The organism is Dinoroseobacter sp. PD6 (assembly GCF_028807315.1).
GTDB lineage: Bacteria > Pseudomonadota > Alphaproteobacteria > Rhodobacterales > Rhodobacteraceae > Dinoroseobacter > Dinoroseobacter shibae.
Genome location: NZ_JARAMN010000008.1, coordinates 166,033 through 191,281, shown reverse-complemented (window position 1 = coordinate 191,281; position 25,249 = coordinate 166,033). Strand labels below are relative to the sequence as shown.

Below are 25,249 nucleotides of genomic sequence, written 5' to 3'. Positions count from 1 at the left end.
CCCATGCGTTTCGACACCCCCACCGGGCCCCTGGAGGTCACCCTGAGCGCCGCCCATGTGGCGGGCTGGACCGGGCGCGACCGGGCGGCGGTGGACCACCATATCGCCGAGCTGGCCGAGATCGGGGTGCCGCCGCCCTCGGACGTGCCGCTTTACTACCGTGTGGCGCGCGACCTGCTGACCCAGGCGGAGGAGGTTCAGGTGCTGGGCCCCGATACTTCGGGCGAGGTGGAGCCACTGATCCTGCGCGTGGACGGGGCGCTGTGGCTGGGGCTGGCCTCCGACCATACGGATCGGGCGTTAGAGGCGGTTTCGGTCGCCGCGTCGAAGCAGATCTGCGCCAAGCCGGTGGGCCGGGGCCTCTGGCCCCTGGCGGAGGTGGAGAGCCATCTCGATCAGCTGCGCCTGACCTGCGACATCGAAGAGGGTGGCGATTGGGTGCGATACCAAGAGGGCACGCTCGCCAGCATCCGCCCCCTGCCCGAGCTGATCGCGGGCGCGGGGCTTGGCGAGGGATCGGCGATGCTCTGCGGGACGCTGGCGGCCAAGGGCGGTGTGCGCCCGGCGGCCCGGTACCGGATGTCTCTGATCGACCCGGTACGGGACCGCGCGCTGTCGCTGGCCTACGCGGTCACGACCCTGCCTGTGGTGGCCTGACGCCTGCCGCGGTCCGGCTTGTGGCGGCGGGAGTTCGCCGTTACCGTTTTGCACAACGCATTGAAAACCAGCGGGGATCGGTCATGACCTGGAAACTTCACACGCTTGCCATCGCTTCACTCGGACTCAGCGCCTTGGTCACCCCGGCGCTCGCCGCGGATTGGAAGTTCAACAACGGGTTGCCCGAGGGTCGAAGCGAATCCCAGCAGCTTGACCAATTCGCCGCGGATGTGGCCGAGCTGACCGAGGGCCGGGTCAATATCGACGTGTTCCATGGCGGGTCGCTCAACCTCAAGAACGAGGATGTGGTGCGCTGGCTGCCCCAGGGCGCGGTGGAGATGGGTCTTGTCTGGGCGAATTACCTGGGCCGTGACGCGCCCGCGCTGAACGCGGTGCTGGTGCAGGGTTCGGTCGGCAGCCCGGAGGAGTTGATCACCGTCCTGCCGGAAATCCAGGAGATCTATGCCGAGGAACTGGCCGAATGGGGCATCGTGCCTGCGGGCTACATGGCGTTGCCGCTCTTGCAGGCGTCGATCTTCTGCAAGGGCGAGCCGGTGCGCACCCTCGACGATCTGCGCACCAAGAAGCTACGCGTCTGGAGCGGCGACCAGGTGGAGACCTTCACCAAGCTTGGCGTGGCGGCCCAGATCGTCGGGCAAACCGAGCTTTACGTGGCACTGCAGACCGGCGTGGTGGACTGCGCGGTGTACCCGGCGCTTTTTGCACACACGATCTCGCTGCATGAGGTGACGGATTATGCCTCCTACCTCTATCCGGTGGCGGGCGTGCCCTATGTGCTGGGTGTGAGTGAGGGTGCCTGGGAGGACCTGAGCGACGCGGATCGCGCGGCGATCACCACCGCCGCGGACCGGGTGTGGGAGCGCACCAACGCCTATGAGGCCGCCGAGGAGAACGAGATGGCCGCGCGGGCCAAGCTGGAAGAACAGGGGCTTGAATTCCTGGAGCCGTTCTCGGACGAGGACCGGGCGGCCTTCCTCGAAGCGGCCTCCGCCACCTGGGCGGAACTGGCCGAAGAGGCGGGCGGAAACGCCCCGGCCTACCGGCAGCGGATGCTCGACGCGCTCGGGCGCTGAGCATGGCCGAGCCGCGCTTGGTGCGCCTGGCCCGGCACCTTGAGCGCGGGGTGACGCCGATCTGCCAGGCGCTTGCCCTGCTGGGCGCCGTGGCGGGCAGCGCCATTGTCGGTCTGATCGGCGCCAGCGTGGCCATGCGCCATATCGCCAACGCGCCCTTCCGGTTCACCGAGGAGCTGGTGGGGCTGTTGATGACCGCGGCATTTTTCCTGGTGCTGCCGCTCGTGACATTGAAATCCGAGCATGTGCAGGTGCGCATCCTGCTGAACGCCCTGACGGAGCGGATCGCCTGGGTCGTGACCGGGCTGGCCGCGCTGTTCGGCATCATGTTCTGTGCGTGGCTCTTCTGGCTCTCGATCCCCTGGTTCGAGTTCGCCTTCGCCCGCACCATCAAGACCGAGGTGGCGCGGCTGCTGCTCTGGCCCTGGATGGCGCTGTTGCCGGTGTCGATGGTCCTGACCGCGCTGGCCTTCGCGATCCGGGGGGCGGTCCGCGACTGATGGCAGGGTTCTGGGGCGTTTTTCTGGGCGGATTGCTGGCCTTTGCCGGCTCGGGTCTGGCGCTGGGGGCCGCGCTCGGCCTGACGGGCCTATTGATTCTGCACTTCGTCGCCAACGGCGCCACCTTCGTGGCGGTGGACGCGGTGTGGAACGTGCTGAATTCCTTCACGCTGAGCGCGATACCGCTCTTCATCATCCTCGGCGAGATCATGCTGCGCTCCGGCGTCAGCGCACGGATTTATTCCGCCCTGTCCCCGGTGTTCATGCGGGTGCCGGGCGGGTTGCTGCACACGAATGTGGCGGTCTGTACGCTCTTCGGGGCGGTCAGCGGATCGAGCCTGTCGACCGCCGCCGCCGTGGGGTCGGTTGCCTATCCCGAGATGACGCGGCGGGGCTATGATCGCCGGACGGTGGTGGGGTCGCTGGCGGGGGGCGGGACGCTGGGGCTGCTGATCCCGCCGAGCCTGTCGCTGCTGATCTTCGGGGCGTTGACGGAGACGTCCATCGGGCAGCTGTTCCTCGCCGGGCTGGTGCCGGGGCTGCTTTTTGCGGCGATGTTCATGGTTTATATCTACCTTCGCTGCCGTATCACGCCGACCCTCGCCCCGGCAGAGGCCGCCCGCCCCCCGGGCCGCGAGATCCTGCGCGGGGTGCTGGGTCTGTGGCCCTTCCTGCTGCTGATCCTGTCGATCATGGGCAGCATCACCCTGGGCTTTGCCACGCCGACCGAGGCTGCGGGGATCGGCGTGATCGCCACCATCATCATCGGGCGGCTGTGGGGCACGCTGACCCTGCGGGCGCTGGCCGAGGCGGTTTATTCCGCGATCCGGCTCTATGGTGCCATCGCTTTCGTGGTCATCGGGGCGACGATCCTCGCGCAAGCGGTCAGCCTGCTTGGCGTACCACAAGCGATCCTGGAAACGGTGCGCGCCTCGGATCTGGGCCCGCTCGCGGTTCTGGCGGTAGTGGTGCTGGTCTACCTGGTGCTGGGCTGCTTTTTCGATGGGCTGTCCCTGATGATCATGACATTGCCCATCGTTTTCCCGCTGCTCACGGGGTTGGGATATGACGCGATCTGGCTCGGGGTGATCATCACCATCCTGATCGAGATCGGCCAGGTCACGCCGCCTGTGGGACTGAACCTGTCGGTGCTGGTCTCGGTCACCAAGAACGCGGTGTCCCTGGGCGAGGCGGCGAAGGCCACGGTGCCCTATTGGCTGATTCTGCTGGCGGGGGTGGCGATCCTGACCGCCCTGCCGGCGCTGGCGCTGTTCCTGCCCGGGGCGCTGATGTAGCTGTGCCGTCCGCTCGGTCGAGGGCAGCGACGGGAAGCGGGTAAGCGTTCGGGATGGCGCGGTCCTGCAAGGTCAGGGGCACGCGCCACTAAGGTATCCCTGGCGAGGGGCGCCATCGCAGGCCTGCGTCCGTCCGAGCGCAAGATGCCCGAACGGACGCAAGGCCCTCGGTCGGAGGGGCGTATCAGACGGTCGCGCCCTTGTTGCGGATCGCGCAGCCCAGGGTTCCGGCGACCATGCCCACCACTACCGCGACGACCGCGTCGAGCAGGTAGATGTTGTCGAGCGTGAAGCCGGCGAAGATCAGGGTCTCGACCACGCCGACAACACCGCCCAAGATCGCGGCGAGCCGCCAGTTCCGGGTCATCATGCCCAGGGCCAGCCCGAGAACTCCGGGCAGGCTGAGGGCGTTTCCGCCGATGGTTCCAAGAAGATCGAGCATCACAATGGCCTCTTGTTACGGGTTTTCCGACAGCTTGCGCCTGCGCGTCAGTCTGCCGGAGCTGTGTCCAGATAGTTGCGCAGACGGGAGGTGTTGCTTGCCAGCGGCTCGTCGGCATGGCTGGCCATCGGCCCTGCCAGCTCGCGGGTGATGCGCTGGTATTCCTCCAGGTGACCGGGCGGCAGGCTGTGCGCGATGCCCTGGTGACAATCGATGCAGGTCATGCCGGTGTCGATGGCCCTCTGGTGTTCAACCGCGGCACGGTTTTCCTGCAAGGTGAAGTCCATGTATTCAAACTCGTGGCAGTTGCGGCACTCCCGGCTGTTGGATTTCTTCATCTTCGTCCAGACGGCCGACGCCATGGCCAGGCGGTGCTCCTCGTAATCCTCGGGGGTCGAGATCGTCCCGACGATTTCGTGGTAGACATCCTTCACCGCGATGATCTTGGCCTTCATCTTGTGGTTCCATTCCTTTGGCACGTGGCAGTCCGCACAGACCGCCCGCACCCCGGAGTGGTTGTTGTAATGGATCGTCTCGCGGTACTCGCCCAGATTGGTTTCCATGGTGTGGCAGGAGACACAGAACTCTTCCTTGTTCGTTGCCTCCAGCGTCCAGTGAAAGCCGCCCCAGAACAGGATACCTGCAACGAAGCCGCCGATCAGGACGAAGCCCACGCTGAAAACCGTGGTGGGGAGCCAGAACCGGTCCCAAAGCCCCATGAGCCCTTTGCGACGCGGATCTTTTTCGGGGGAATCTGCCATTTCGGGTGTTCCTTTCGTGCTCTCGCCTCAGCGAACCGTCGGGGAGGACGGCTCGAACAGGTTTTCGACCAGGGCGGGCGCGTTGGCCTGCGGCACATGGCATTGGTTGCAGAAGTACCGGGTGCCCGCGATGTGATCGAGCTCGTTGCCGTCGCGGTCCAGGTAGTGGGTCATGGACAGGGTGGGCGCACCGCGCTCCCCCGCCTTTGTCCAGTCATGACAGGTCAGGCACTGGTTGGTGCGCAGATCGATCTGGTACTGGCTGATGGCGTGGGGGATCAGGGGCGGCTGCTGGCGGTAGTTCCGCTGCATTCGGGTCTCGATCTGTCCGTGGTTCTTGTCGAGATGGACGGGTTCGTCGACCTCGGCGCCCCGGAGGGTAATCACCTCGGCTTGCTGGGCCATGGCCAGACCGCCGAAAACGAGGATCGTTGTCAGGGCGGCGAGGCCCAGTGTGACCGGCTTTCTCATTGGGGCACTCCTTTGCGTGTCATGCGATGCGCCCCGCGGGCGCAGTCAGGGGGTCAGGGCGGTCGTCGACACGGTCGTCGAACCGGTGAGTGAAATTGAAAACGTCCATGGCGCAGACATCGATGCAGCGGCCACAATTGGTGCAGTCGGGCGACAGGATCAGCGGGCTGGAGCCGGGCTTGCCCTTGAGCGCGGGCGAGATGACCTGCTGTTCCGGGCAGACGGCGTAGCAGTCCATGCAGTCGTCGCAGGCGCTGCGCTGCGCGGCGCTGATGCGCACGACGCTCTTGTGGCCCAACAGCCCGTAGAAGGCACCGACCGGGCAGACATGGCCGCACCAGCCCCGGCGCGACACCACGAGGTCGAAGACGAAGATCGCCGCCACCATGCCCCAGGCCGCGCCCATCCCGAAGACGAGACCGCGATGGACCATGGTCACGGGGTTGACCAGTTCCCAGGCGACCGTCCCGGCGAGGGCCGACACGAGCAGCGCGATGGCCATGACCCACAGCCGGGTCTGGCGCTTGGGCTGCCAGCCTTTGGAGAGGCCCAGTTTGACGTGCAGCCAATGGGCCGCGTCCGTTACCGGGTTGATCGGGCAGACCCAGGAACAATAGACCCGCCCGCCCAGGACCGCGTAGACCCCCAGAACGATCAGCGCACCCACGAGGGCCGAGGTCGCGGGCAGATGCCCGGCCACGAGGCTTTGCAGCGCGATGAATGGGTCGGTCAGCGGCAGCACGCCCAAGGTCAGCGACCCCGCGAGCGTGCCCTGCACGATCCAGATCCCGAACCACGGGCCGAGCAGGAAGAGCATCAGGAAAAACAGCTGGCTCGTCCGACGCAGCAACAGGTAGCGGTTGGCGCCGATCCAGCCCTTCTTCTGCCGGGCCTCCAGCCCGACCGGCATCCGGGTGCGCGCGCTCATTGCCCCGTCCCCGGCAGCTTGAAGGCAGGCTCGAACCCGCCCGGCGTCGCGAGATTGTCGGTGCCCGGTCCGGGCAGACGATCCGGCAGGTCGATGATCCCTTCGACCACCGGGCCGCCCTTGGCGTCCTTTTCCTCCCAGCCCTTGCGGTAGTGCTCGGCCGGGGTAGCGCGGGCCATGCGCAGAGGCAGGACCTTGATCGCGGCTTCGGGCAGAACACAGCTTTTCTCGCACATCCCGCAGCCGGTGCAGTGATCCGCGTGGACCGTGGGGATGAACATGGCGTGGTGACCGGAGCGCGTGTTGTGCGACACGTCGAGCGTGATCGCCTCGTCGATCACCGGGCAGACCCGGTAGCAGACATCGCAGCGCAACCCCTGGAAGTTGAGGCAGTTTTCCTGATCCACCAACACGGCCGTGCCCATCCGCGCGTCATCGATATCATCGAGCGCCGGATCGAGCGCCCCGGTGGGACAGGCCGCGACACAGGGAATGTCCTCGCACATCTCGCAGGGCACATCGCGCGCGATGAAATAGGGCGTGCCGGTTGCCGGGCCGTCGCTGCCGAGCTCGGCGAGGACGAGCGTGTCATAAGGACATTCCCGCACGCAGAGCCCGCAGCGGATGCAGGCCGACAGGAAAGCGGCCTCCGTCAGGGCCCCGGGGGGCCGCAGTGCCTGGGCCGGCAGGGCCCGGGCATCCCGGGCCAGCCAGGCCAGGCCGCCGCCTGCGAGCATGCAGCCGCCTGCCATGCGCGCCGCATCCTTGAGGAAACGACGGCGATCGGGCGATATGTCGGGCACCGACATGGGACCTCTCCGTGACGCGCCTCAGGCCCGTTCCACCTTGCAGGCGCATTTCTTGAAGTCGGTCTCTTTCGAGAGCGGGCAGGTCGCATCGAGCGTCAACTGGTTGATCAGCTGGCCTTCGTCGAACCACGGCACGAACACGAGACCTTGCGGCACCTTGTTCCGGCCCCGGGTCTCGACCCGGCTGAGCATGTCCCCGCGCCGGGTGGAGATGTTGATCTCCTGCCCGCGCCGCAACCCGCGCGCCTTCGCATCCTCGGGGTGCATGTAGACCACCGCCGCCGGATAGGCCCGGTGCAACTCGGGCACACGCCGGGTCATCGACCCCGAATGCCAATGCTCCAGCACCCGCCCAGTGCAGAGCCACAGGTCGAACTCGGCATCCGGCACTTCGGGCGCAGGCTCGTAGGGGGCGTAGATGATCTTCGCCTTGCCGTCGCTGTGGCCATAGAACCGGACGCCCTCGCCTTCGGGCACATAGGGGTCGTAGCCCTCGCGGAAGCGGTACAGGGTTTCCTGGCCGTCCACCACGGGCCAACGCAAGCCGCGCGACTGGTGGTAGGTCTCGAAAGACGCCAGGTCATGGGCCTTGCCGCGGCCGAAACCGGCATATTCCTCGAACAGGCCCTTCTGCACGTAATAGCCGAAATGCTCGGACTCGTCGTTGTCGAACCCTTCGGCGGTCTCCGACAGCGGGTACTTGTCCACCTTGCCGTTGGCAAAGAGCACGTCGTACATGGTCTTGCCGCGATGCTCGGGCATCTTGGCGAGCAATTCCTCGCCCCAGACCTCTTCGATGGTGAACCGCTTGGAGAATTCCATCAGTTGCCAGAGGTCGGATTTCGCCTCGCCCGGGGCCTTGACCTGCTGGCGCCAGAACTGGGTCCGGCGCTCCGCATTGCCATAGGCGCCTTCCTTTTCAACCCACATGGCCGTGGGCAGGATCAGGTCGGCCGACATGGTGGTGACGGTCGGATAGGGGTCGGACACGGTGATGAAGTTTTCCGGGTTGCGATAGCCCGGATAGCCTTCTTCGTTCATGTTCGGCGCGGCCTGCATGTTGTTGTTGCACTGCACCCAGTAGGCGTTCAGATCGCCATCCTTGAGCTTGCGGTGCTGCAACACGGCGTGGAAGCCGGGCTTGGCGGGGATGGTCCCCTCGGGCAGGTTCCACTTCTTTTCGGTCAGGGCGCGGTGCGCGTCGTTCATCACGACCATGTCCGCCGGCAGGCGGTGGGCAAAGGTGCCGACCTCGCGGGCGGTGCCGCAGGCCGAGGGCTGCCCGGTCAGCGAGAAGGGCGAATTGCCCGGCTCGGAGATTTTGCCCACCAAAAGATGCACGTTGTACATCAGCGAGTTGACCCAGGAGCCGCGAGTGTGCTGGTTGAAGCCCATGGTCCAAAGGCTCATCACCTTGCGGTTGGGGTCGGCATATTGCTCGGCCAGCTTCTCCAGCTGCGCGGCGGGCACGCCCGAAAGCTCGGAAACCTTGTCGACCGTGTATTCGGCGACGCTGGCGGCGTACTCGTCGAAGCTGATCGGTTCCAGCTTGCCGGAATTGGGGTTCTCCGCTTCCTGCTGCAGGGCGTGTTCATCCCGCAAGCCGTACCCGATATCCGTCGCGGTCTTGGTGATGTTGACGTGCTTGGACATGAAGTCCTCGTTCACGCGCCCGGTCGAAATGATGTAGTTCGCGATGTAGTTCAGGATCGCGAGATCGGTCTGCGGCGCGAACACCATGCCGTTATCGGCAAGCTCGAACGAGCGGTGCTCGTAGGTGGACAGCACATGCACCTCGGAGCCCGGCTTGGTCAGGCGGGTGTCGGTGAGGCGCGACCACAGGATCGGGTGCATCTCGGCCATGTTGGAGCCCCAGAGCACAAAGGTATCCGCATGCTCGAAGTCATCGTAGCAGCCCATCGGCTCGTCGATGCCGAAGGTGCGCATGAAGCCGACCACGGCGGAGGCCATGCAGTGCCGCGCGTTCGGGTCGATGTTGTTGGAGCGGAAACCGGCCTTCATCAGCTTGGCGGCGGCATAGCCTTCCCAGACGGTCCACTGGCCCGAGCCGAACATGCCGACACTGGTCGGCCCCTTCTTGGCCAGCGCTTCTTTCCACTTTTGCGCCATCACGTCGAAGGCCTCGTCCCAGGACACCGGCTCGAACGTGCCGTTCTTGTCGTAGACGCCATTGGTCTTGCGCAGCAGGGGCATCGTCAGGCGGTCTTCGCCGTACATGATCTTGGACAGGAAATAGCCCTTGATGCAGTTCAACCCGCGGTTCACCGGGGCGTCCGGGTCACCTTGGGTGGCGACCACGCGGCCTTCCTTGGTACCCACCAGCACCGAGCAGCCGGTGCCGCAGAACCGGCAGGCCGCCTTGTCCCAGCGGATGCCCGTCGAGATGGCCTGGGCTTCGGCGGCGGTGCCATTGGCCAGCGGGATCCCCGCAGCGGAAGCGGTCGCGGCCGCGGCGCTGGCCTTGAGGAATGTCCGGCGAGAGTCAGAGATGGTCATGGGTCTGGGCTCCGGATTGAGTGGGGCTGGAAAGCGGAGCCTGCGCCGGGGTGTCGGTCAGGTCCTCGAAATGGTGATAGGTCAGGGTGACGGACAGAACGCCGGGGATCTGGTGCAGGGCCATGATCGTCTCGGATGCGCGCAGCGACGGCGTGTCCTCGACGACGACGACGAAGCGGCCTTCGTCAGACCGGCCGTGGATCTCCACGCCGTCCATGGCAAGCATGTCCTCGGCACATCCATCGACCCGATCGGGTGCGGCGTGCACAAGGCAACCACAAACATTCATGCGACGTCCTCCCGTCCGTTTTGTTGAGTTTTGGTGAGCTGGAGTGCTCCGACTGGGCAGCTTGCTACGCATTCGCCACAGCCTACACATTGATCGAGATCAATCTCAGCGAGCGCGCGACCTCCTGTCATCAATCGGAAGCTGATCGCGCGCGCATCGCAGCTGTCCTGACAGGCCCGGCAGGACACGCCCTGCTGCGACAGGCAGGCCGAGGATGCCTCGGCGCGCCAGGGCCAGTCGTCCACCCGGGCGAGATCGAGCGCGTCCGTCGGACAGACCTCGGCACAGATCCCGCAGAAGGTGCAGGCGCCTTGCGCGGGCGAAAGTTGCGGTCGCCCGCCCTCGTCCAGAACCAGCACGTTTTCCGGGCAGGCTTTCTGGCAAAGGTCGCAATTCCGACACAGGTCGAGGAAGTGATCCGGGTGCGCGCCGGGGGGGCGGATCGCATTCGAGTCGTCGCAAAGGGTGGCTCGGCGCAGAAACCCGCGCCGACTGACCTGCTGGGTCATGTCGCTTCCTAGGTATTTTTTCGTGCGATTCCCGCGCGTTCCGCCCGAGTTATCGCTATCATTCAACCTTAGCGCGTAAAAAACTTCCATGTCGTTGGCGCAAATTGACGCGCAAAGCTGACATTTAATCTGTCAGGAAAATATGACTTTCAAATAAGGGTTTAGGGTCGCCAGCAGGCAGGGCAAATGGGCGGAACCAGGCCGCGGCAGACGGCGTCCCGCATCCACCTGCGCGGGTACTTCTCCGATTCGGGCCAGCAGGACACCTTGCGCCAGTCGATGGCAAATTCCGCTTTGCGGTCCCGCGGGACACCGGGCGCCCTGCGCCAAAATGCCCACCCGCCCCGCGGCAAAGGAGACACGCTTGACGTTTGTTAAGGACAGATTCGACTTGCCCGGCGAAGCTCCTGAGCATGAAAAACGGAGTGATCTCAGGGCTGACTCGGCGCCGGTTTCTCGCGCTTTCCGCGGGCGCCTTGTGCGGCGCGAGCAGCGTTGCCGCGGCAAGCCGACCCGTGACGCGTTGGCAGGGCACGGCCCTTGGCGCCGATGCCTCCGCGCAACTCGTGGGGCTGGACCCTGCAAGCGCGTCCGACATCCTGGTCGGGCTGCAGCGGGAGTTGCGGCGGCTTGAAACCCTGTTCAGCCTCTACCGGCCCGAATCCCAGGTTTCGCGGCTGAACCGGGAGGGTCGACTGGATGCGCCCGCGCCCGAGCTTCTGGAGGTTCTGGCCCAATGCGATGCGTTGCACCGGGGAACCGGGGGAGCGTTCGATCCGACCATGCAGCCGCTTTTCGCGACCTTTGCGCAGGCGGCGGCGGCCGGCCGGACCCCTTCGGGCGACGAGGTCGCACGGGCCCGCGCCGCGGTCGGCTGGCACCATCTGAGGATCGGCACCGACAGCGTAGCGTTCGCAAGGCCCGGCGGGCAGCTGACGCTCAACGGGATCGCGCAGGGCTATATCAGCGACCGAATCGCTGCCTGGCTGCGGGACCGGGGTTTGACCGACATCCTGCTTGAGGCGGGCGAAATCGTCGCCCTGGGCCACGGGCCGGACGCAACGCCCTGGCGCTGCCGTATCGCGGATGCCGCCGGCACCTCGCGCCGCGAGCTCCGCTTGCGGGATCGGGCGATCGCCACATCCGCCCCGGATGCCATGACGCTTGCGGGCGCACGCCACATCTTCGATCCGGCCAGCGGACGCAGTGCCGACAGGGGGCGTATGACTTCCGTGTCGGCCCCGGCCGCGATGCTGGCAGACGGGCTGTCCACGGCCCTGTGCGTTCTGCCGCCGGACAGCCATGCCACCGTCATCGCCCGGTTTCCCGGTGCGCGTGTCGAGTTTGCCACCTGAAGCCACCACACCCGAGCAATATAGGAGGACCCCATGCTCATCAGAACGATCACAACCACCGCCGTCCTGGCCGTGCTTGCCCTTCCGGCCCTGGCCGAAGGCGACCCGGAAGCCGGAGAGAAGGTGTTCAACAAGTGCAAGGCCTGCCATGCTCTTGGCGCCGATGCCAAGAACAAGGTCGGGCCGGTCCTGAACGGGATCATCGGCGCGCCCGCCGGCCAGGTCCCGGACTTCAAGTATTCCGACGTGTTGTTGGAGATGGCCGCCGACGGGCTGGTCTGGGACGAAGCCAACCTGGCCGCCTACCTGACCAAGCCGCGCGACTTCATGAAAGGCACCAAGATGTCTTTTGCCGGTCTGCGCAAGGAAGCGGATGTGCAGAACGTCCTGGCGTACATCGCAAGCTACGAGTGAGCTTGATCCGGGCGGACGCTCAACGGCGTCCGTCCGCCTCGTCCATCAGGCGGCGGATCCATTTGCCCGTGGCCCAGGCCGCGGGAATGCCCAGAAGCAGCCCCGCCAGAACAGCGGCCACCGGGGACAATTCCTGAATCCCGAAGACCCGCCCCATCAATGCAAGCATGAAGAGGTTGACCGCGACGGCCCCGGCCGCCAGCGGATAAAGCAGCACGGCCAGTTTCCAGACCGGCCAGGGCGCATCGGAAGAGTTCTGCGCGTTCATGCCGCGACCTCCGCGATCTCGCTGGCCTGCAGTTCGCGCGCGATCAGGTGCACCATACCCGGCGTCGTCCCGACGGTCGGCAGAACCAGCCCGGCGAAATGGCTTTGGGCAATGGCGTCGGGAACATCGCCCATGGCGTGACCGGCGTTGGTGGCGAAGCCCGGCAGGCAGATCGCCGGTCCCGGCACCATCGCCAGCACATCGGCCAGGTAAGGCGCCTGTTCGAGATAGGCGGGAATGACCATGCGCAGGTCGGTCAGATCGGTGATATCGCGCGCCAGCCCCGCCGCCCAGGCCTCGGGGATCGGCCCGCGGGCCGATCCGTGCGCAGCCAGGACCACGGTGGTCTCGGACGGGGTCAGCCCGGCCTCGGCCATCGCCTCGGTCAGCATCTGGGCGCAATGGAACTTGAACCCCGGTGCCTGCCCCAAGGGCGTCAGGACGCGGGTCCCGGCGCGGCCGATCGCGGCAAGGCAGTCGGGCAGGATCCGGCGGATGATCCAGCCGTCACACATGAAGACAGGAAAGACCACCGCCTCGGGCGAGAGCCCGTCGAACGCCCGCTCCAGCGCGCCGGGGGCAGCCACGGTCGCCCCCCGCACGCGCCAGCCAGGCAATTCGGCGGCCACGTCGCGGGCAAGCTGCTGCAGCGCCAGCTCCGTGGGTTCGGGGTCGGACGGTGCCCCGTGAGCGATCAGCACGGCCTCCGGCATGTCAGTGGCTCGTGCCTTCGGAGAAGGTGATCTTGTTCCAGACATTGTATTTCCCCGATGGTTTGTTCATGGGCAGGCGCTTGACCTCTTCGAGCGTGGCCGCATCATAGACGATCACCGCGCCGTCTTCTTCCCAGATGCTGACAAGCGCATGGGTTCCGTCGCGGTCGAACTCCACATGGGCAACCGTGGCGCCGGGTTCCGGGCGCAGGGTCTTGACGATCTCCAGGCTCTGCTTGTCGATCACGTGCATCACGTCCTTGTTCGGACCGAAGAACACGTCGGCCCAGACATAGGGCGTGTTCTCATGGCTGCGCAGGAAGAAACCCGGGCCTTCGGTTTCGATCGTGCTCAGGACCTCCCAGCTTTCGATGTCGATTACAGACAGCTTGCCCTCGCGCAGGTGCGGCGTGGCCATGACGCGGGTGTCGCCCCGGATCCAGGAGATGCCGGAGCCGAGATGCGGCATGCCCGGAAGGGGCAGCTTGGCGATCTCGCGCCCGACATTGAGGTTCACGACCACCCCGTGCGCCCCGTCGCGCGCCGCCCCGATCAGGAAGCGGTAATCCGGGGTGAAGAAGAAATCGTCGATCGGCTCGGCGGTCTCGATCCGGCGCCGGGCGAAGAGCCCCTCGGAGGAGGCGATCGCCTCGACCATGTCCTTCTCGCGGCTGTGCACGAAGCCTTCGTAGACCGGGTCGGCCTCCGGGTCCGTGGCCACTTCCCAGATTTCGGGAGCGTCCTTGAGTGCGAGGATGAAGCTCTGCCGCTGGGGTGCCTGGTAGACCGCAGAGACCCGGCTGGTCTGCCCGGATTTCGAGATCACGTCCATCACCCGCGCCACGGAGAGATCCTCGGTCGACAGGATCGTGAGTGTTTGGGGCAGGTAATTGGCCACCGCAAGCCACTTGCCGTCATGGCTCATGGCAATGTTGCGACTGTTGAGGCCCGCGCGGACGCGACCGACCTCCTGCAAGGACCACAGGTCGTATTTCTGGACCCAGCCATCGCGGGACATGACGAAGACGAAATGCCCGTCCGGCGTGAATTTCGGGCCGCCATGGACGGCAAAGGGGGTTTCGAATCGGTCGAGCACGTCCCAGCTGTCGCCGTCGAGCACGCTGACATGATGATCGCCGGTCTCCACGACCAACGTGATGTTCATCGGGTCCGCGTCCCAGACCGGGGCCGGTGCCGCGACATAGCCCGCGTTGATGGTCGCGCTGGCCGCGATCTGCTCGGGACCCCAGGCGGGGATCTCGTTCAGCGGGGTGTTGAGCCATTCCGCAAGTGCGGCGATGTCGGTCTCGGGGATCACATCCTCGAAACCGGGCATCTGCGTGGCGGCACGGCCATGGGCGATCACATCGTGCAGGTGCGGGCCGCGCATGCGGCTGAGGGTTTCGGGGATCAGCGCGGGGCCGGTGCCGCCAAGACGGTCGCCGCCATGGCACATGGCGCACTCCTCGGCATAGATTTGCGCAGGATCGGCCAGCGCCGGCGTGGTCAGGGCGACCAGAACCGCGAGGCTAGACAAAAGCCGGCTTGGGGTCATGTCGGTCTCCGATGAAAGGTCTGACGGTCAGGCGGTCGATATCCGTTGCAGTGCCGGTTTCGGCCGCGGTGAGATAGCAGGCAGGGTCTTCGGCCCAGGGGTCACCGGTCAGCTGAAGCGCGCGAATGCGCGTGTTGCCGCCGCAGACCGCCTGGTGGGCACAGGCTCCGCACCGGCCCTTTAGCGGCCGCGGACGGCGGCGCAGCTCGGCCAGCATCGGGTCGGGCCCGGTCCAGAGCTCGGAAAACGGGGTCTGCTTGACACTGCCGACGGTGTATTCGGACCAGTAGGTGTCAGGGTGCACGTCGCCCTGGGTGTCGATATTGGCAACCCCCACGCCCGAGGCATTTCCGCCCCAGGCCTCCAGGTGCTTGCGCAGATGGGCCACTTGCGCGGCGGGGAAATTGGCTTTTGCCCAGTTCAGGAAATAGACCGCGTCGGCATCGTTGTTGCCGGTCACGATTTCCAGCGGATGGCCCCTGCCCTCGGCACTTTCCAGCGCGCGTGCGATCAGCAGGTCCATGGCGCGGCGGGTGCGGGCATGGTCGGCATCCTCGCCCCGGTTCTTGTTGCCGCGCCCGGCATAGACCAGGTGCGACAGGTAGAACTTGTCCACCCCCTCGTCATCGCAGAGCTTCAGAAGCTCGGGCAGCTGGCTCTCATTCTGTTCGGTGATGGTGAAGCGCAGGCCCACCTTGATCCCGCGCCGCTTGCACGAACGCACGCCGGCCAGCGCCTGTTCATAGGCACCGATCACGCCGCGGAAAGCGTCGTTGGTGGCGCCGATCCCGTCGATCGAGATGCCGACATAGTCGAACCCGATCTCCGCCACGCGGTCGGCCTTGGACCCGATCACGCCGGTACCGTTGGTGGACAGGGCCAGCACGCGGGTCAACGCCCGCGCGCGTTTGGCCAGCGCGAAGAGGTCATCGCGCAGCAAGGGTTCGCCCCCGGACAGGATCAGCGCGGGCACCTTGAAGCGTCCGATATCCTCCAGCGTTTCGCGGGCCTGGGCCGCCGTCAGCTCCCCGGGGAAATCCACATCGGCCGAGACCGTGTAGCAATGCTTGCACTTGAGATTGCAGCGCCGCGTCAGGTTCCAGATCACGACCGGCTTTGGCGTGCCCCTGGCGATACGCGGCGGGGTCGGATGATAGAGCTGGTCGAGATAATGGCTCAGCCGGAACATGTCATTTCCCCTTTGCCAGCCGCAGGCCGGTCTTTTTCAGGATGCGCTTGGAATAGAGGACGTCCGACGCCCGGCAGGCCGCTCCCAGCAGGGTGGCGATCTCGGCGCGCTTGGCCTCGACCTCGTCTCTGGTGTCGCCATGGACCATCGCGAAGAGGTTGTAGGGCCAGTCTGGCAGCGCGCGGGGCCGCTCGTAGCAATGGGAGACAAAGCCGAGCGCGCCAATCCGGGCACCCAGCTCGGCCACATCCGCATCGCGCACGTCCCAGACGGTCATGCCATTTGCGGTCATGCCCAGCTTGTAGTGGTTGGGCGCGATGGCGATCCGGCGCATGATCCCGCGAGCCTTGAGGCTACGCAGGCGCGCCATGACCTGGTCCTCGGGCATCCCGAGCGCCTCGGCCACGGCGGCATAGGGCTCGGACACCAGGGGCAATCCGGCCTGGGTTTCGGCGATGAGCGCTCGGTCGATATGATCCATTTTCATGCTGCCACCCGGAACCCGATGAAAAACTCCTGCAATTTCGGAAAGAGTAGAACGGGAAGGCCCGTTTCCGCCTCGATCCGCGCCTGGGCCTCGGTGATGCCATCCTCGGTTTCGGTCGCGAGAACGAACCACATGTTCAGCCGGTGCGTACGTTCATAATTATGCGCCACCTCGGGCAGCGCATTGACTTTGGTTAGGACCGCGTCGAACGCGTCCGCGGGCACCTCCATGGCGCACAGGCACAGGCCGCCCCCCATGGCCGCAGCATCATAGAACGGGCCGAAGCGGGTGACATAGCCTGCCTCCCGCATCCGGGCGATACGGGCGATCACGTCATCTTCGGTCAGGCCCAGCGCATCGCCCACGACAGCAAAAGGCGAGGCCGCGATCGGAAAGCCGGCCTGCAACTCGTTGAGCAACAGCCGGTCAGTGGCATCAAGGGTCATGCGGGTTCCTTTCGCGGCAGGTCGATCAGGGCGCCGGTCTGCTTGAAGCAGCGCAGCGAGAACAGGATCTCATGCGGCACTCCGCGCAGTTCCGGCAGGGCGCGGGCGCGTTTCAGGACCGCCATCGCGTCCTCGCGGCTGCGCCCGTGGATCATGTTGTAAAGCGTGTAGGGCCAGACACCCGGCACGGCCTTGCGCTGATAGCACAGGGTCACGCCCGGCACTGCGGCAAGCGCCGGACCCGCCTGGGCCACCTGTGCGGGCGGCACCTGCCACACGACCATGGCATTGGCGCGCCATCCAAGGGCCCGGTGACGCACGATCACGCCGAACCGGGTCAGATAGCCCTCCTCCAGAAGCCGGGCGGCGCGGCGTAATGCGCCAGCCTCGTCGAGGTCGCAGACCGGGGCCACCGCGCGAAACGGGCGGGCAACCATCGGCAGTCCCGTGGAGAGGACCTGCATCAGCTTGCGGTCCGTGGCATCGATCGCCCCCAGCGTGGCGACCCGGGACGGTTCGACACCATGGGCGGCCTTGCCGCTCATGTCGAAGCCTAGGTCGATGTTGAACGGCGCCACCAGACGCAGGTCGAGCACCCGCAGGCCCGTCTCTGCCCCGATCTGGGCGAGTGCGGCATCCACATGGGCACGGTCGGGGCCGGTGGCCACGAACCAGATGTTCCAGCGATGCTCCCGCAGGTAGGAATGGTTGACACCGGGTTGCGCATTGATGATGGCCGCGGTCTTTTCTACCTCCCATTCGGGGGCGGAGACGGCCGCGAGGGTGCTGGCCCCGGCGGTGTTGGGTCGGCAGGTCGCGCCGAAGCGGGTGACCGCCCCGCGCGCCACGAGCGCCTGCATCCGGGCGAGGACGGTGTCTTCGGTCGTGCCCACGGACTTGGCGATCTCGGCAAAGGGACGCGCGACCACGGGTACGTTGCGCTGAAACTCGTTCAGTAGCCGATCGTCGAGAGAGATTTCAGCCAGTGTCATAGCATCACAATCCTATCCGGTGAGCGCGCGCGGTGAAGAAGATGCCCGAGGGGCTCTCCGCCGCGATCTCACCCGTCAGCGCAAAGGTCTCGGTGTCGTAGATCAGCACCTTTCCGGCGTCGCGGACGGACACCCACACCTCGTTGCCGCGTGGGGCGAATTCCATGTGCAGGATCGCCGGGCCAGGCTGGAAGCTGTGAATGACGTCGCCGGTCGCGGTATCGAGCACCTGGATCGTGTCGTTGAGCGGATGCGCGAAGTTCACCCAGACCTGCCGCCCTCCGGGGCGTGCGACGGCGAAGACCGGCTGGCCGTGGGTCGCCGTGCGACCGACTTCCTCGAAGCTGCGGGAATCAAGCCAGAGCACCTCGTGACGGCCGACAGCCGGAAGCGCGAAGCGATCCCCGGCAAGTGCCCAGCCTTCGAGATGGGGCATCTTGTAGACCGGCAGCGGTTCCTCGCCGCGACCGTAGCCGGGCAGGATGCGGCGCGGGGTGGGCTCGGCCTCCCACAGGTCCAGCAGGCTCAGCCCGTCTTCGCCGAACAGCCCGGCGATATAGGTGCGGCCATCACCGGTGATCAGCGCGTCATAGGGGTTCTCGCCCATACCGGCTATGATCAGCGGCTCGGGGTCCGGCTGGTTCATGTCCACCAGCCAGGTCTCGCCGCTGTCCCACATGGTGAAGGCAAACCGCCGACCGGGGACATCCACGAGGCCGATGGTCTTGGCCCCGGTGTCGAAACTGGCCACGTGCTCGAGGGTATCCGCGTCGAAGATGCGCACGCCGCCCGGCTCGTAATTGGCCACGGCGACCAGCGTGCCATCATCGGAGATCGCGCCGCCGATGGCATTGCCCGACTGGATCACCCGGCCCACGATCTGTCCGGTCAGCAGGTCGAGCTTGGTCAGACCCCCATCGCGCCCGAAAACGAAAGCATACCGCCCGTCATCGGAAAACACGACGGAAGCGTGGGAGAGGTCTCCGAACCCCTCAACCTGGTCGAGCACCGTGTGGGTGCTGCGGTCGACGATCAGGACAGCGCCCGTCGCGCGTTCGATCACCACGCCCAGCCCGGCGGTGCTGCGGGGTTCCGAGGCGAGCGCCTGGTTGAACCAGAACGCAAAGAGCAAAGTCAGGAACAGCAGGGTCGAGGCGATGGGGCGTACCATGGGTCTACTCCGTTGCAAGAAGATAATCGGCGATCCACGCCGCTTCGCGTTCGGTCATCAGCGCGCGCCAGGGGGGCATGGCGGTACCGGGCAAACCGTCGAGGATCATCTGAGCGAGATCTTCGGGCGCCCAATGGGAAAGGGCCTCGGCGCGCAGGTCCGGGCCAAGCCCGCCCTTTCGGGTCAACCCGTGGCAGGACCCGCAATCCTGCAGGACGAGCCGTTCGAGCGCAGCGGTATCCAGCGGTGTCTCGCCGGCCTGCAGCGGCCCCGCGGCACACAGGATCAGACAGAGCGCTGCGACGGTCCTAGACATGGAGCACCTTCACCTTGTCGTTCACGCGCCCGACGGCTTCGGGCATCACGGCGCCGACATCGGTCGCCAATTCGACGACGCGCCCGATGACAAACAGGACCGGGCTGGGAAAGACGCGGGCTTCCACGTCGGTGGCGACACGGCTGAGGTTGGTCAGGCAGCGCTGCTCGCCCGGGGTGGTGGCGCGGGACACGGCCAGCACGGGCAAGTCCGCGGGCAGGCCTTCGCCAATCAGGTTGCGGGAGATCTCGGCGATATTGGCGCCGCCCATGTAGACCACGAGGGTGGTGTCGAGATCGGCCAGGCTCGCCCAGTCCAGGTCCAGCGGTTCATCCGCCTTGCGATGGCCGGTCACGTAGCGCACGCCGGTGGCCAGGCCGCGATGGGTCAGGGGCACACCGGTCGAGGCCGCGGTGCCTTGCGCGGCGGTGATGCCGGGCACGATTTCCACGCGGATGCCATGGGCCCGCAACTCAGCGGCTTCTTCCGAGCCCCGCCCGAAGATGAACGGGTCTCCGCCCTTCAGGCGGACCACGTCCTGGCCGGTCATGGCGATGTCCACGAGCATGTCGTTGATTTCGGATTGCGGCACCGGGTGGAAGCCTGCGCGTTTGCCGACAGAGATCAGCCGCGTGCCTTTCTTGGCGAGATTGACGATCTCGCTGGGGACGAGCCGGTCGTGAACGATGACTTCGGCGTCGAGGATCAGGCGCAGGGCGCGCAGGGTCAGAAATTCCGGATCTCCGGGACCCGCGCCGACGAGGCTGACTTTTCCAAAGGGTCTCATGGGGGGTTCTCCTAGCTGCGGGCTGGGCCTTCTTGAAATTCTGGAGAAGGACCCCGGAGGCGCGGAGCCCCCGGGGTCCAGGACGGCGTCAGTAGACGTCGGCCCTGGTGTTGTAGACGTTGAACTTGCCGGTCGGCGTGATCAGGCGCTCGTCCTTGATCACGTGCTTGGGCTGCAGCGTCTTGTCGTCGACCACCACGATGGCGGAGGTCAGGTCAGCGGCGTTCCAGACAGAGAACCAGATCTCGTTGCCTGCCTTGTTGAACTCGCCCTGCACCACGCGGGGTTGGCCCTCGGTGATACCGGCCCACTCGACGATCGGCAGAACCGTGTATTCCGGCTCTTCCTGGCCAAGCTCGGACACCTTGAAGACCGCGACCGATCCTGACACCTCGGCATCCGGGTTGAGCGGTGCGTCCACATAGAGGTGCTCGGAGGTCGGGTGCGACTTCACGAAGAGCGACCCGCCGCCCATGGCATAGAGCTGCTGGACCACGGTCCAGGCCTCGTCAGGGTGACCTTCGGGGTCGGTGCCGATCAACGCCACCGTCTCGTCACCCAGGTGCGAGGTTGCCCAGACCGGCCCGTGCACCGGGTGGTTCAGGTTCGCGCCACGCCCCGGGTGGGGGGTCAGGCCATCGGAGTCGAGCAGCGCCGTCAGTTCGCCTTCCTTGGTGTCGATCACCGCGATCTTGTTGCGGGCGTTCGCCGCCGTCAGGAAGTACCGCTTGGTGCTGTCCAGACCGCCGTCGTGCAGGAAGCGCTCGGCCTCGATCTCGGTCACCTTCAGGTTGCGGATGTCCGAGTAGTCGACCAACAGGATCTTGCCCGTCTCCTTGACGTTGACGATGAACTCCGGCCGGTAGTGCGAGGACAGGATCGCCGCCACGCGCGGTTCGGGGTGGTAGGTCTGCTCGTCGAAGATCATGCCGCGGGTGGACTGGATCTTGAGCGGCTCCAGGGTGTCGCCGTCCATGATCACGTATTGCGGCGGCCAGTAGGCCCCGGCGATCGCGTACTTGTCTTCGTAGCCTTCCATCTTCGAGGTTTCGACCGACCGCGCTTCGGTGCCGATCTTGATCGTGGCGACCGTTGCGGGCTCTTCCATCCACAGGTCGATCATGTTGATCAGCGCGTCGCGCCCGATCACCATCAGGTACCGTCCCGAGGCCGAAATCCGGCTGATATGAACCGCGTAGCCGGTTTCGATGATGCTGTGGATCTCGTAGGTGGCGCCGTCGATCAGGGCGATCTGGCCCGAATCGCGCAACGTGACAGAGAAGAGATTGTCGATATCGATATCGTTCATCTTCTCTTTCGGGCGGTCCTCCGGTGCCACGAGCACCTTCCAGGTCTCGCGCATCTCGGCCATCCCGAATTCGGGCGGCTGCGCGGGCTCCAGCAGAAGGTAGCGGGCCATCAGGTCCACGTCTTCTTCGGTCATCTCGCCCGAGGTGCCCCAGTTGGGCATGCCCGCCGGGGAGCCATAGGTGATGAAGTCGCGCAGGTACTCGTAGCCGCCTTCGCGGGTGAGGTCAGTCGTCAGCGCCTTGCCGGTCGCGCCCTTGCGCAGAACCCCGTGGCAGCCGGCGCAACGCTCGAAATAGATCGTGTTGGCCTTGTCGTACTCGGCCTGCGAGATCACAGGATCACCGGGCTTGCGGCCGGGAATTTCGATGTTGAGTTGCCCAAGCGTTGTCATGCTGGGCTCATAGGCGCCCGCGGGGCTGTTGGCGTGGTCTTCGGGCTTGTCCTGCGCGATTGCTCCGCCCGCTGTCAGGACTGCGAAAAACGCGGCACTGGCAAGTAGGCTCGTTCGCCGGATTGCGGATCTGGTCATCTCAGGATGTCTCCATTTCGCTGGTGAGGCCCCCCGACCCTGAGCGAGAAACGACTCCCCGGCCTTGACTTTGGTTAAGGGTGGACAGGTGGTCGCGGCAGATACTCTGCACCATGCACAGACTGATCCTTCTCATTCTGGGTCTGGTGCTCTGGCTTGGAGCCGGCGCCACAGCCCCCCTGATGGCCGCTGGCGGCGGCGTACTGCCGGGCGACACGCTGGCCGTGAGCACACCCGACCCCGCCCGGGCCGCCCGCCTGATCGGGGTGGCACCGCCCGTGCGCCTTGTCCGAGAGGATGCCCCGGTTCCCGGCTGGACGGTCCTCGCCAATGGACAGGTGGCCGGGTATATCGGCTCCACCTGGGAGTTGTCGGGGTCCGTCGGATATTCGGGCCGGCCGCTCGACGTGCTCTTCGGGCTGACACCGGATGCGCGCGTCTCGGGGGCCGAACTGGTCCAGCACAACGAGCCCATTCTGACACTCGGCATATCGACCGAGGATATCGAGGCCTTCGTCAGCAGCTTCGCAGGCCTGAACCTGCGCGCCCCGCAGGAGACCCGGCTGGCGCAGATCCCGGACGTGATCTCGCGTGCGACCGTCTCCACCGGGGTGATCCGCGATTCGATGCTGCGCAGCGCGCGCACCCTGGCCCTGGGGCGCGGCGTGATGGCGGGCGATGGCGGGATCGACCGCGTGGCATTCGAGCCGCGCGACTGGGACGCGCTCGTGACCTCGGGCGCCCTCGCCCATACCCTCGTGACGATGACCGATGCCCATGAGGCCCTCAAGGATGGACGCCTGCCGCCCGAACCGGGACCGGGCGCGTTCCTCGATCTCTGGATCGCGGTTCTCGACCCGCCGACCATCGGCCGTAACCTGCTGGGCCAACAGAGCTTCACCAGTGCCGTGGGCGGGCTCGGTCCAAACGAGGTCGCACTCTTCGTGGCGTCCCGCGGGCTGCATTCCCACCGCGGCACGGCCTGGCGGCGCGATGGCGTGTTCGACAGGCTCAGCTTGCGGCAGGGCGAGACGGTCCATGTCTTCACCGAAGACGACTATGTGCGCATCGACCGGCTGGCCGCCGACGGAGCGCCGGAGTTCAAGGAGCGCAGCGTGTTCCGCATCCGCGGCGATTCGGGCTTTGACCCGACCGCGCCCTTCACGCTCGAAGTCCGGGCGACCCGCGCCACCGCTTCGGGCGACGTGGTCTTCACGATTCCGGTCGACTACAGCCTGCCCGCGGCGTTCCTGTTGCCCGACGCGGCACCCGACACACCGCTGTGGCAAACGGTTTGGCAGGACAAGCGCCCCGAGATCGCAGGCGTGGCCACCATGCTGGCGGTGCTGACCCTGATCCTGTTCGCGCAGGAGGGCTTCGTATCCCGGCCCCGGCTCTACCGCGCCGGTCGCATCGCATTTCTTGCGACCACGTTGGTCTGGCTCGGCTGGGGCATCAATGGACAGCTCTCGGTGGTGCAGATCGTGGCCTTCCTGCATTCCCTGCTCTCGGGCTTCCGCTGGGAGACCTTCCTGATCGACCCGGTGATCTTCATGCTCTGGAGCTTCGTGGCCCTGGGCCTGCTGTTCTGGGGCCGGGGGGTCTATTGCGGCTGGCTGTGCCCCTTCGGCGCGCTGCAGGAGCTGACCAATCGCGCGGCACAGGCTTTGCGCGTGCCGCAGATCGCGGTGCCGCAGCCGATCCATGAACGGCTCTGGGTGATCAAGTACGTTCTGTTTGTCGGGATCGTTGCGCTGTCCTTCTATTCCATGGAACGCGCCCTGGTCCTCGCCGAGGCCGAACCGTTCAAGACGGCGATCTCCATGCGGATGCTGCGCGCCTGGCCTTTCGTGCTGTTCGTGCTGGCGATCCTGACGGCCGGGTTATTCATCGAGCGGTTCTACTGCCGCTACCTGTGCCCGCTGGGCGCGGGGCTCGCCATTCCCGCAAAACTGAAGATCTTCGACTGGCTGCACCGGCGGCCGCAATGTGGCCGCGAATGCCGCCTGTGCGAGCAGAAATGCACCGTGGGCGCGATCGACCCACTGGGCCGGATCAACCCGAACGAATGCATCCTGTGCCTGAAATGCCAGTGGATCTTCCACGACAAAGACACCTGCACGATCCTGAAACGCCGCGCCCGAAGCACCGCTGCGGCCCCCGGAGGTTCCCCATGAAACAGAGCTTGCACCGCCTTTTCGGCGACGGATTTCGCATCTTCTTCCTCGCGGCGGGCGTGTTCGGCCTGCTGGCGGCGATCTACTGGCAGGCGTGGCTGGGGGTTCATGCCTTCGGCGGCATGGTGACCGAGCACAGCTTCGCGCCGCCGCCGCACCTGTGGCACGCCCATGAGATGATCTTCGGCTATGCCGGTGCGGCCCTGGGCGGGTTCTTCCTGACGGCAGTGCCCAACTGGACCGGGGCCAAGGCCGCGCGGCACGGCTTCATCGTGCTGGTCGCGGGGCTGTGGCTGGCTGGGCGGGTGGCGATCTGGATGTCCGGCAGCCTGCCGCCGGTTCTGGTCGCGGCGGTGGACCTCGCGTTCCTGCCGGTGCTGGCCACCAAGATCCTGACCCAGCTTCTGAACCGCCCGAAGCCACAGAACATGATGTTCCTTGGGCTTCTGACCCTGGTCTGGCTGGCCAATGCGACGGTCCATGCAGACTGGATCGGGCTTGGCGGGCCAGGCGCCGAAGTCGGCCTGCGCGCCGGGCTGCTCGGCATCTGCGCAATGATCGCGGTGCTGGGCGGGCGCGTGACCCCGGCCTTCACCCGCAACGCGATGACCCGCGCCGGACGGGAGACCGACCTGCCCGCGTCGCGCAAGCCGGTCGAGCTGATTGGGATCGCCCTGGCCATCGGGCTGCCTGTGCTCGTGCTCGCCGAAGCCCCCGAGCGGCTCATCGCGGTGCTGGCCGTGATCTGCGGTGCTGCACAACTCGCGCGGCTGGCGGGGTGGCGCACCGGCTGGACCCTGGGACAGCCGATCCTGTGGAGCCTGCACCTGGCCTTCGGAATGCTCGGGGCGGGGTACCTGCTTCTGGGGCTGTCGCTGACCGGCATGGGCAGCGAGGTCGCCGCCTTGCACGTTCTGGGGATCGGAACGGTGGGCGGGATGACCGTCGCGGTGATGTCCCGGGCGATCCTGGGGCATTCCGGACGCGCCCTGGTTGCGCCGCGCCCCGTCGCGCTGGCTTTCGGGCTGATCGGGCTGGCCGCTGTCATCCGATGGGTCGGTTCCTCGGCCCAGATCGACCTCTACTTCGCGGCGATGCTGGTCGCAGGCGCCCTGTGGATCGCGGCTATGGCCTTGTTCGTCCTCAGCCTTTTGCCGGCCATTCTCGGATCGAGCGCCGCGGAGTAACGCAAGCGGGCGCGGCAACACGCCCCGGTCTTGACGTTGGTTAAGACTCCCGCCGCGCCCGCAAGGCACCCTGAAGAGGT

Annotated in this window: 27 protein-coding genes; 8 read left to right on the top strand and 19 right to left on the bottom strand. The window is 66.2% G+C overall.

Translation table 11 applies throughout. The features are described from left to right. Positions 1 to 3: 3 nt before the first annotated feature. The 4 genes from PVW48_RS14540 to PVW48_RS14525 all read left to right on the top strand — a co-directional run bounded on the left by PVW48_RS14540 (position 4) and on the right by PVW48_RS14525 (position 3,546). A complete protein-coding gene (locus tag PVW48_RS14540) occupies positions 4 to 657 on the top strand; it encodes a DUF2848 domain-containing protein (protein WP_274581854.1) in 654 nt (217 codons plus the stop codon). An 83-nt stretch (positions 658 to 740) separates the two neighbouring features. Beyond that, on the top strand, positions 741 to 1,751 hold the full coding sequence (locus PVW48_RS14535; protein WP_274581853.1) for a TRAP transporter substrate-binding protein: 1,011 nt from the start codon (positions 741 to 743) through the stop codon (positions 1,749 to 1,751). A gap of 2 nt (positions 1,752 to 1,753) precedes the next feature. Beyond that, positions 1,754 to 2,251, top strand: a complete 498-nt coding sequence (locus PVW48_RS14530) for a TRAP transporter small permease (protein WP_274581852.1) — start codon at positions 1,754 to 1,756, stop codon at positions 2,249 to 2,251. Beyond that, the gene (locus PVW48_RS14525; RefSeq protein WP_274581851.1) at positions 2,251 to 3,546 is read left to right on the top strand and encodes a TRAP transporter large permease; all 1,296 of its coding nucleotides are present in this window, start codon (positions 2,251 to 2,253) and stop codon (positions 3,544 to 3,546) included. Before PVW48_RS14530 ends, PVW48_RS14525 begins: the two co-directional genes overlap by 1 nt. A 184-nt stretch (positions 3,547 to 3,730) precedes the next feature. Here the strand turns inward: PVW48_RS14525 and PVW48_RS14520 are convergent, their stop codons facing one another. The 8 genes from PVW48_RS14520 to napF are packed head-to-tail and all read right to left on the bottom strand — an operon-like array spanning position 3,731 to position 10,272. Further along, positions 3,731 to 3,988, bottom strand: coding sequence for a hypothetical protein (locus PVW48_RS14520; protein WP_274581850.1), 258 nt, complete (start codon positions 3,986 to 3,988; stop codon positions 3,731 to 3,733). 47 nt (positions 3,989 to 4,035) lie between these two features. Further along, positions 4,036 to 4,749 (bottom strand): NapC/NirT family cytochrome c, encoded by a 714-nt coding sequence (locus PVW48_RS14515; protein ID WP_012179821.1) that lies wholly within the window; start codon positions 4,747 to 4,749, stop codon positions 4,036 to 4,038. A gap of 27 nt (positions 4,750 to 4,776) precedes the next feature. Beyond that, the gene (locus PVW48_RS14510) at positions 4,777 to 5,220 is read right to left on the bottom strand and encodes a nitrate reductase cytochrome c-type subunit (protein ID WP_274581849.1); all 444 of its coding nucleotides are present in this window, start codon (positions 5,218 to 5,220) and stop codon (positions 4,777 to 4,779) included. A gap of 19 nt (positions 5,221 to 5,239) precedes the next feature. Continuing rightward, complete coding sequence (gene napH, locus PVW48_RS14505; RefSeq protein ID WP_274581848.1) at positions 5,240 to 6,148, bottom strand: quinol dehydrogenase ferredoxin subunit NapH; 909 nt, start codon at positions 6,146 to 6,148, stop codon at positions 5,240 to 5,242. Beyond that, a complete protein-coding gene (gene napG, locus PVW48_RS14500) occupies positions 6,145 to 6,957 on the bottom strand; it encodes a ferredoxin-type protein NapG (RefSeq protein WP_274581847.1) in 813 nt (270 codons plus the stop codon). Before napG ends, napH begins: the two co-directional genes overlap by 4 nt. 21 nt (positions 6,958 to 6,978) lie before the next feature. Continuing rightward, positions 6,979 to 9,474 (bottom strand): nitrate reductase catalytic subunit NapA, encoded by a 2,496-nt coding sequence (gene napA / locus PVW48_RS14495; protein ID WP_012179825.1) that lies wholly within the window; start codon positions 9,472 to 9,474, stop codon positions 6,979 to 6,981. Beyond that, positions 9,461 to 9,763: a chaperone NapD gene (locus PVW48_RS14490; protein WP_012179826.1), complete on the bottom strand. Its 303-nt coding sequence runs from the start codon at positions 9,761 to 9,763 to the stop codon at positions 9,461 to 9,463. The genes napA and PVW48_RS14490 overlap by 14 nt, the downstream gene beginning before the upstream one ends. Next, entirely contained in the window at positions 9,760 to 10,272 is a 513-nt protein-coding gene (napF, locus tag PVW48_RS14485) for a ferredoxin-type protein NapF (protein WP_012179827.1), read from the bottom strand. Before napF ends, PVW48_RS14490 begins: the two co-directional genes overlap by 4 nt. A gap of 515 nt (positions 10,273 to 10,787) precedes the next feature. Here napF and PVW48_RS14480 point away from each other — a divergent pair. After that, positions 10,788 to 11,627, top strand: coding sequence for an FAD:protein FMN transferase (locus PVW48_RS14480; protein ID WP_274581846.1), 840 nt, complete (start codon positions 10,788 to 10,790; stop codon positions 11,625 to 11,627). Positions 11,628 to 11,660: 33 nt separating this feature from the next. Then, positions 11,661 to 12,041 carry a c-type cytochrome gene (locus PVW48_RS14475; RefSeq protein WP_012179829.1) on the top strand — a complete coding sequence of 127 codons (381 nt, stop codon included), beginning with the start codon at positions 11,661 to 11,663 and terminating at the stop codon, positions 12,039 to 12,041. Between the two features lie 19 nt (positions 12,042 to 12,060). On the opposite strand, the gene PVW48_RS14470 is transcribed toward PVW48_RS14475, so the two are convergent. The 11 genes from PVW48_RS14470 to PVW48_RS14420 form a co-directional block, all read right to left on the bottom strand. Next, complete coding sequence (locus PVW48_RS14470; RefSeq protein WP_012179830.1) at positions 12,061 to 12,309, bottom strand: hypothetical protein; 249 nt, start codon at positions 12,307 to 12,309, stop codon at positions 12,061 to 12,063. Continuing rightward, positions 12,306 to 13,022 carry a sirohydrochlorin chelatase gene (locus PVW48_RS14465; RefSeq protein ID WP_274581845.1) on the bottom strand — a complete coding sequence of 239 codons (717 nt, stop codon included), beginning with the start codon at positions 13,020 to 13,022 and terminating at the stop codon, positions 12,306 to 12,308. Before PVW48_RS14465 ends, PVW48_RS14470 begins: the two co-directional genes overlap by 4 nt. A 1-nt stretch (position 13,023) precedes the next feature. Continuing rightward, entirely contained in the window at positions 13,024 to 14,577 is a 1,554-nt protein-coding gene (locus PVW48_RS14460) for a nitrite reductase (RefSeq protein ID WP_274581844.1), read from the bottom strand. Beyond that, complete coding sequence (gene nirJ, locus PVW48_RS14455; RefSeq protein ID WP_012179833.1) at positions 14,552 to 15,766, bottom strand: heme d1 biosynthesis radical SAM protein NirJ; 1,215 nt, start codon at positions 15,764 to 15,766, stop codon at positions 14,552 to 14,554. The genes PVW48_RS14460 and nirJ overlap by 26 nt, the downstream gene beginning before the upstream one ends. Position 15,767: 1 nt before the next feature. Then, on the bottom strand, positions 15,768 to 16,253 hold the full coding sequence (ahbB, locus tag PVW48_RS14450) for a siroheme decarboxylase subunit beta (RefSeq protein ID WP_274581843.1): 486 nt from the start codon (positions 16,251 to 16,253) through the stop codon (positions 15,768 to 15,770). Continuing rightward, entirely contained in the window at positions 16,250 to 16,699 is a 450-nt protein-coding gene (locus PVW48_RS14445; protein ID WP_012179835.1) for an Lrp/AsnC family transcriptional regulator, read from the bottom strand. The genes ahbB (PVW48_RS14450) and PVW48_RS14445 overlap by 4 nt, the downstream gene beginning before the upstream one ends. Further along, on the bottom strand, positions 16,696 to 17,691 hold the full coding sequence (gene ahbB / locus PVW48_RS14440) for a siroheme decarboxylase subunit beta (RefSeq protein WP_012179836.1): 996 nt from the start codon (positions 17,689 to 17,691) through the stop codon (positions 16,696 to 16,698). Before ahbB (PVW48_RS14440) ends, PVW48_RS14445 begins: the two co-directional genes overlap by 4 nt. Positions 17,692 to 17,695: 4 nt before the next feature. Continuing rightward, positions 17,696 to 18,862, bottom strand: coding sequence for a cytochrome D1 domain-containing protein (locus tag PVW48_RS14435; protein ID WP_012179837.1), 1,167 nt, complete (start codon positions 18,860 to 18,862; stop codon positions 17,696 to 17,698). Positions 18,863 to 18,866: 4 nt separating this feature from the next. Continuing rightward, entirely contained in the window at positions 18,867 to 19,178 is a 312-nt protein-coding gene (locus tag PVW48_RS14430; protein WP_012179838.1) for a c-type cytochrome, read from the bottom strand. Next, positions 19,171 to 19,965: a uroporphyrinogen-III C-methyltransferase gene (gene cobA / locus PVW48_RS14425; RefSeq protein WP_274581842.1), complete on the bottom strand. Its 795-nt coding sequence runs from the start codon at positions 19,963 to 19,965 to the stop codon at positions 19,171 to 19,173. Before cobA ends, PVW48_RS14430 begins: the two co-directional genes overlap by 8 nt. Before the next feature lie 88 nt (positions 19,966 to 20,053). Then, positions 20,054 to 21,805, bottom strand: a complete 1,752-nt coding sequence (locus tag PVW48_RS14420) for a nitrite reductase (RefSeq protein ID WP_012179840.1) — start codon at positions 21,803 to 21,805, stop codon at positions 20,054 to 20,056. Positions 21,806 to 21,918: 113 nt separating this feature from the next. On the opposite strand from PVW48_RS14420, the gene PVW48_RS14415 reads away from it, so the two are divergent. Together PVW48_RS14415 and PVW48_RS14410 are read left to right on the top strand one after the other, a co-directional pair. After that, complete coding sequence (locus tag PVW48_RS14415; RefSeq protein WP_274581841.1) at positions 21,919 to 23,982, top strand: NosR/NirI family protein; 2,064 nt, start codon at positions 21,919 to 21,921, stop codon at positions 23,980 to 23,982. Further along, a complete protein-coding gene (locus PVW48_RS14410; protein WP_012179842.1) occupies positions 23,979 to 25,169 on the top strand; it encodes an NnrS family protein in 1,191 nt (396 codons plus the stop codon). Before PVW48_RS14415 ends, PVW48_RS14410 begins: the two co-directional genes overlap by 4 nt. Positions 25,170 to 25,249 lie beyond the last annotated feature (80 nt).